Below are 6,548 nucleotides of genomic sequence, written 5' to 3'. Positions count from 1 at the left end.
CCGTCGGCCACCGCGTCGACGAACCCTCGCACCAGGGTGTGCGCGTCGGGCAGCTCCAGCGGGGTGCGCCCGGGGACGGGGATCGCGCGGGCGGCAGCAGGCATGGCGGTGGCCAGTTCGCGGATGCGTTCCGTGTCGGCGGGGTCGAGCGGGCCCGCCCGCCAGGCGTCGAAGCCGTTCTCGGTGACACCGGGCATGATCCGCCCGCGGGCCACCAGCTGCAGGCCCACCAGGACGGCCGCGCCCCAGAACGCGGCCGCCGGGTGGGCGTCGGATCCGCGCCGGGCGCGGGTGAGCACCGGCACGGCGTCGGCGACGGAAAGCCGCACGACGGGCACCGTCACCGTCTCGCCTTGCGGCTCGGCGATCTCCAGCTCACCCGGCGCGCCGACCCCGTCGGGCAGGTCGCCGTGGAAGGCCACGAACCCGGTCCGGGCGGGTTCGCCCGGTTCGAAAACCGCCGCGCACCGGGCGAGGCGGGTTGCGGCGTCAGCCGCGATCATCCCCATGGGTGGTGATTGTCCCTTCGTCGGTGGTCGGTCGCGCATTACGCCGGGCGTTCGCCCACCCACTGCACGAGCTGCACGGTGAGCCCATTGGGGTCGGTGACCTGGCACAGGCGCTCGCCCCACTCCTCGTCCTGGATCGGGACGGTGATCGTGACGCCCTCGGCTTCGAGGCGGGCGACCTCGGCCTCGATGTCCTCGACCTCCAGCGCCAGGACGACGCCCGCGGCGTGCGGGCCTTCGCCGAAGGTGCCGGTCTTGATCAGGCACAGCTCGTAGGCCGGGTCGTCGTGCAGGAGCTTCGCGATGAAGTCCTCGGCCACGATCGCCCGGAACCCGAAGTGCCGGACGTGGAACTCCGTCCCCGCGACCACGTCGTCGACGGTGACGGCCACGGTGAAACGGTTGATTCGCATGCGCTCTCCTAGACTGGCGGTACAGCGTACGATCTGCTTTCGTACACCGTATCGTACAGCATACGGAAGGCGTTACGCACGTGGCGGACAAAGTTGAGCGAAGAGAACCGGCGAGGACGATGGCGCTGCTCTGGCGCTCACCCGGGGACACCGGCCGGGGCCGCAGGCCCGACCTGACCGTGGACGCGGTCGTGGCCGCGGGCATCGAGCTCGCCGACCGCGACGGGCTGGCCGATCTGTCGATGCGCCGGGTCGCGGAGAAGCTCGGCGTGGGCACGATGTCGCTCTACACCTATGTCCCCGGCAAGGCCGATCTGGTCGCCGCGATGCGCGACCAGGTGTCGGGCGAGTTGCCGGTGCCGGACCCGGCGGCGGGCTGGCGGGTCGCGTTCGAGGGGTACGCACGGGAACTGTGGGCGGCCTACCACCGCCACCCGTGGCTGCTGATGGCGCCGCTCGCGCACGAGTTGCCCGGGCCCAACGAGACGGCGCGGATGGACGCGCTGCTCGCCGTGGCGGAGTCCGCGGGCCTCGGGCCCAACGACATGCTCGGCGTGTACCTGCTGCTGGACAGCTATGTGCGTGGGCTCGCGTTCGTGTCGGTCGACGCGCAGAAGGCGTCGGCGCGCAGCGGGCTGACCGAGGTGGAGTGGTTGGCCGAGCGTGAGCCGGTGCTCAACGCCTACGTCACCGTGGCGAAGTTCCCGGCGATGACGAAGGTCGCCGCGGCGGGCGCGTTCGACACCGACGGGTTCGAGTTCGGGCTGGCCCGTACGCTCGACGGGATCGAGTTGCTGATCCAGTCCTCATCCTGACCGGTCCAGCCACGCCACGGCGTCCTCGACCGTCGACACCTGCTCGACGTCGGGGGTCGGCGGCCTGCGCACGATCACGACCGGGAGGCCGAGGTCGCGGGCGGCGTCGAGCTTGGCGACGGTGAGGGCGCCGCCGCTGTCCTTGGTGACGAGGACGTCGATGCGGTGTTCGGTCATCAGGGCGCGTTCGCCGTCGACGGTGTAGGGGCCGCGGTCGAGCAGCAGGCGCATCTCGGCGGGGGTGGGCGGTTCCGGTGCGTCCACGCAGCGAACCAGGAACCAGCCTGGGCAGTCGGCGAACTCGGCGAGGCCCTGGCGGCCGGTGGTGAGGAACACCCGGTCGCCGAACTCGCCCAGCCGCCGCGCCGCTTCCGGCAGGTCGTCCACCCAGTGCCAGTCGTCGCCGGGCCGGGCCGACCACCCAGGACGACGCAGCATCACCAGCGGAGTGCCCGCGCGCTTGGCGGCCTCGGCGGCGGAGGCACTGATCCGCCGCGCGAACGGGTGCGTGGCGTCGACCACGGCGTCGACGCGCTCGGCTGTCAACCAGTCCGCGAGCCCGTCCGGTCCGCCGAATCCGCCGACCCGCACGTCACCGACCGGCAGCTTCGGGTTCCGGACCCGCCCGGCCAGCGACGACACGACCTCCGTGTCCGTGCGCTCGACCAGCGCGGCGGCCAGGGACCGTGCCTCCCCTGTGCCGCCCAGGATCAGGACCTTCACCACGCCACCCCCGGTGGCATCGGGCCGAGCCGACCAGGCACCCTGGTGGCATGACCGAGGAACGGCGCACGCCGGAAGGGCTGCGCTACGGCTGGACGACGGGCGCGTGCGCCACGGCGGCGACGACGGCCGCCTACACCGCGCTGCTCACCGGCGAGTTTCCCGACCCGGTCACCATCACCCTCCCCAAAGGACAGACGCCGGCGTTCGCCCTGGCCGTGGAGGACCTCGATCCGGGCAGCGCAATGGCAGGCGTGGTCAAGGACGCGGGCGACGACCCGGACGTCACACACGGGGCTCTGATCCGCTCGACCGTGCGGCATGGGCCGGCGGGTAGTGGAGTGACGTTCGTCGCCGGGCCGGGCGTCGGCACGGTCACCAAGGCCGGTCTGCCGCTGGCCGTCGGTGAGCCCGCGATCAACCCGGTGCCACGCACGCTGATGCGCGACCACGTCGCCGTCGTGGCGGCGCTGCATGGCGGGACCGGTGATGTCGTGGTCGAGATCTCGGTGGACCGGGGCGAGGAACTGGCGCGCAAGACGTGGAACCCGCGGCTGGGGATCCTTGGCGGCCTGTCCATCCTGGGCACCACAGGTGTCGTCGTCCCGTATTCGTGCTCGGCGTGGATCGACAGCATCCGCCGCGGCATCGACGTCGCCCGCGCGGCTGGGTATCAGCATGTGGCCGGGTGCACCGGTTCCACCTCGGAGCGCACGGTCATGGACCTCTACGGCCTGCCCGAGGACGCCCTGCTCGACATGGGCGACTTCGCCGGCGCGGTGCTGAAGTACCTGCGGCGCCACCCGGTGCCGAAGCTGACGATCGCGGGCGGCTTCGCGAAGCTGTCGAAACTGGCGGACGGACACCTCGACCTGCACTCGGCCCGCTCGCAGGTCAACCTCGCCGCACTGGCCCGCGCGGCGGTGGAGGCGGGCGGGGACAGCGAACTGGCCGACCGCATCCTCGGTGCCAACACCGCGCTCGAAGCCCTCACCTTGTCCCAGGCCAAGGGAATCCCACTGGGAGACGCCGTTGCGGCAGGCGCCCGCCGCACCGCCCTGGAAGTGTTGCGGGGCGCGGAGGTGGCGGTGGATGTGGTGGCGATCGACCGGGCGGGAACGATCGTGGGCCGCGCTCACTGACGGTCGCGGGCGGCCGAGTACAGGTGGCTGTCGCAGAAGCCCTCCGCCGCCAGCACCTTGCCCACGATGATCACCGCCGTGCGCTTGATCCCCGCTTCCTTCACCCGGACGGCGATGTCGGACAGCGTGCCGCGCAGAATCACCTCGTCCGCGCGGGACGCGTAGGCCACGACCGCGACCGGACACAGTGGACCGTAGTTCGGCACCAGTTCCGCCACGACCTCGTCGATCCGTTGCACCGCAAGGTGCAGCACCATCGTCGCCTGGCCGCGGCCCAGGGTGTCGAGGTCCTCTCCTTGCGGCATCGGGGTGGCGCGGGCCGACGTGCGGGTCAGCACGACGGTCTGGCCGACCCCGGGCACAGTCAGCTCCGTGCGCAGCGACGCCGCCGCGGCGGCGAAGGCGGGGACGCCGGGGGTGATGTCGTACGGGATCCCGACCGCGTCGAGTCGGCGGGCCTGCTCGGCCACCGCGCTGAACACCGACGGGTCGCCGGAGTGCAGACGGGCCACGTCATGGCCCTCAGCATGCGCGGCCGTGATCTCGGCGATGATCTCGTCAAGCGTCAGGTTCGCCGTGTCGACCTTGCGCGCGCCCGGCGGGCACAGGGCGAGCAGTTCGTCGGGCACCAGCGCGCCCGCGTACAGGCAGACCGGCGACTCGGCGATGATCCGCTGTCCGCGCACGGTGATCAGGTCAGCCGCACCCGGGCCGGCCCCGATGAAGTGCACGGTCATGTGTCCTCCTTCTGCACGGTCCACTGTGTGACCGGCAACGTCGGCCGCCAGGCGGTGAACCCGCCCAGCGGCGCGGCCCGGCTGACCGCCAGCCGGATCAGCTCACCGCCGAGGTCGGCCCGCCACCGGGTGACGAGCGCCTCGGATTCCAACGTCACCGCGTTGACCACCAGCCGCCCGCCCGGCTTCAGCGCCGCCCAGCCCGCCGCGATCACACCTTCGACCGTCACCCCGCCGCCGACGAACACCGCGTCCGGCTCGGGCAGATCGGCCAGCGCGTCCGGCGCGAAGCCCGACACGACCCGCAGGTCGGGGACGCCGAGCCTGCTCGCGTTGCGGGAGATACGCGCCGCGCGGTCCTCGTTCGGCTCGACGGCGATGGCCCGGCACAACGGGTGGCTGCGCATCCACTCGATGCCGATGCTGCCCGACCCGCCGCCGATGTCCCACAGCAGCTGCCCCGGCTCCGGGCCCAGCGCGGCGATGGTGACCGCGCGGATCTCCCGCTTGGTGATCTGCCCGTCGTGCTCGTAGACGTCGTCAGGCAGGCCCGGGCACCTCGGCAGCCGCCGGGCGTCGGCACCGGCCACACACTCCACGGCGACGACGTTCAGCGCGCCCACCTCGGCCGACCAGCCGTCGGCGATGCCGGTGTCGACCCGCTCCCCCGGCCCACCCAGGTCGGTCAACACGGTCATGACGCTCTCCCCGAACCCCCGCGCGGTCAGCAGGGACGCGACGGCGGCCGGAGTCGACGCGTTCTCGCTGAGCACCAGCACACGTGCACCCGGGTGGACCACCGCGTGCAGCCGGGCGACCGGCCGGGCCACCGCGCTGACGATCTCCACGTCCTGCAGCGCCCAGCCCAGCCGCGCGCACGCCAGCGACGCCGACGACGGGTGCGGCAGGACGCGGACCTCGGTGAACCGGCTCAGCGTGGTCCCGATCCCGTAGAACACCGGGTCGCCGCTGGCCAGCACGCAGACATCTCGGCCGCGGTGGGTGTCGAGGAAGCCGGGGATCGCGGGCAGCAACGGCGAGGGCCACTCGACCAGCTCGGCCTTGACCTCCTCGGGCAGCAGCCCGAGCTGGCGCGCGCCGCCGACGATCACGTCGGCCCTGGCCAACGCGTCGCGGGCCGGGTCGGTCAACCCCGCCCAGCCGTCCGCTCCGATGCCCACCACTGTCACCACAAGCGAAGACGTTAACCGACGGGTAGTCGAGATCCACGCCACGTGGCTTGGCCCCCGCATCCCCATCTGCGACGATGTGACCGACCAAGCAGGGTGAGCGAGGAAACCGGTGCGAATCCGGTGCGGTCCCGCCACTGTCACCGGGGAGCGCCACTCCCCCGCGCGCCACCGGGGCACCCGCCCTGGGAAGGCCGGAGCGGCGCGGCGATCCGGGAGCCAGGACACTCCACCCCTGCCAAGACCGACCCGGGCGCGGACCCGGAGTGAGGATCATGGCGTGCTGCCAGCCATCTCTGTCTTTCCCGTGAGCCGATGAGCGGCTACCCGTTCTCCGCCGTCGTCGGACACGACGATCTCCGTCTCGCTCTCCTGCTCAACTCGGTGCACCCCGGAATCGGCGGCGTGCTGGTCCGGGGCGAGAAGGGCACCGCGAAGTCGACGATCGTGCGCGCGCTGGCCGCCCTGCTGCCGGAGGCGTCGGTCGTGGCGGGCTGCCGGTTCAGCTGCGACCCCGAGCGGCCCGACCCGCACTGCCCCGACGGCCCGCATGTCGACGCGGACGATGACACCCGGCCCGCGCGGCTGGTCGAGCTGCCAGTCGGCGCGACCGAAGACCGACTCATCGGCTCCCTCGACCTGGAGCGCGCGCTGACCGAGGGCGTCCGCGCCTACCAGCCGGGTCTGCTCGCCGCCGCGCACCGCGGTGTCCTTTACGTCGACGAGGTCAACCTGCTGCACGACCACCTGGTCGACCTGCTGCTCGACGCTGCCGCCATGGGCCGCGCCCACGTCGAGCGCGAGGGCGTGTCGGTCTCGCACGCGGCGTCGTTCCTGCTGGTCGGGACCATGAACCCGGAGGAAGGCGAGCTGCGCCCGCAGCTGCTCGACCGGTTCGGGCTGGCCGTGGAGGTGCGGGCCGCACGCGACGTGGACACCCGGGTGGAGGTGGTGCGCCGCCGGCTCGCCTTCGAGGACGACCCGGCCGGCTTCGCCGCGGCCTGGAGCGTCGAGGAGGC

At 72.6% G+C, this 6,548-nt stretch carries 7 protein-coding genes, 1 pseudogene and 1 riboswitch; of the genes and pseudogenes, 3 read left to right on the top strand and 5 right to left on the bottom strand.

The genetic code is table 11. From position 1 onward, the window contains the following. Window positions 1-509: pseudogene (locus ACRDSQ_RS28570) on the bottom strand (hypothetical protein); the annotation flags it as partial. 38 nt (window positions 510-547) lie between these two features. Then, a complete protein-coding gene (locus ACRDSQ_RS28565) occupies window positions 548-922 on the bottom strand; it encodes a VOC family protein (RefSeq protein ID WP_431425299.1) in 375 nt (124 codons plus the stop codon). A gap of 119 nt (window positions 923-1,041) precedes the next feature. On the opposite strand from ACRDSQ_RS28565, the gene ACRDSQ_RS28560 reads away from it, so the two are divergent. Continuing rightward, window positions 1,042-1,737 carry a TetR/AcrR family transcriptional regulator gene (locus ACRDSQ_RS28560; RefSeq protein ID WP_431425298.1) on the top strand — a complete coding sequence of 232 codons (696 nt, stop codon included), beginning with the start codon at window positions 1,042-1,044 and terminating at the stop codon, window positions 1,735-1,737. Here ACRDSQ_RS28560 and ACRDSQ_RS28555 read toward each other — a convergent pair. Beyond that, on the bottom strand, window positions 1,729-2,460 hold the full coding sequence (locus ACRDSQ_RS28555) for a cobalt-precorrin-6A reductase (RefSeq protein ID WP_431425297.1): 732 nt from the start codon (window positions 2,458-2,460) through the stop codon (window positions 1,729-1,731). The two genes, ACRDSQ_RS28560 and ACRDSQ_RS28555, sit on opposite strands and share 9 nt — an antisense overlap. Before the next feature lie 50 nt (window positions 2,461-2,510). On the opposite strand from ACRDSQ_RS28555, the gene ACRDSQ_RS28550 reads away from it, so the two are divergent. Continuing rightward, the gene (locus tag ACRDSQ_RS28550) at window positions 2,511-3,602 is read left to right on the top strand and encodes a cobalt-precorrin-5B (C(1))-methyltransferase (protein WP_431425295.1); all 1,092 of its coding nucleotides are present in this window, start codon (window positions 2,511-2,513) and stop codon (window positions 3,600-3,602) included. Here the strand turns inward: ACRDSQ_RS28550 and cobM are convergent. After that, window positions 3,596-4,339 (bottom strand): precorrin-4 C(11)-methyltransferase, encoded by a 744-nt coding sequence (cobM, locus tag ACRDSQ_RS28545; protein WP_431425293.1) that lies wholly within the window; start codon window positions 4,337-4,339, stop codon window positions 3,596-3,598. The genes ACRDSQ_RS28550 and cobM overlap by 7 nt on opposite strands. Then, window positions 4,336-5,520, bottom strand: coding sequence for a precorrin-6y C5,15-methyltransferase (decarboxylating) subunit CbiE (gene cbiE / locus ACRDSQ_RS28540; protein WP_431425291.1), 1,185 nt, complete (start codon window positions 5,518-5,520; stop codon window positions 4,336-4,338). Before cbiE ends, cobM begins: the two co-directional genes overlap by 4 nt. A 112-nt stretch (window positions 5,521-5,632) precedes the next feature. Further along, a riboswitch (cobalamin riboswitch) is annotated at window positions 5,633-5,758 on the top strand. Window positions 5,759-5,844: 86 nt separating this feature from the next. Here cbiE and ACRDSQ_RS28535 point away from each other — a divergent pair. After that, on the top strand, window positions 5,845-6,548 hold a 704-nt coding region (locus tag ACRDSQ_RS28535), incomplete at its 3' end, for an ATP-binding protein (protein WP_431425290.1).

It is taken from the genome of Actinokineospora sp., from assembly GCF_050699995.1.
Taxonomy (GTDB): Bacteria; Actinomycetota; Actinomycetes; order Mycobacteriales; family Pseudonocardiaceae; genus Actinokineospora.
Note: the sequence above shows the minus strand (reverse complement) of the source record. Positions and strands in the feature narration are given on the sequence as shown.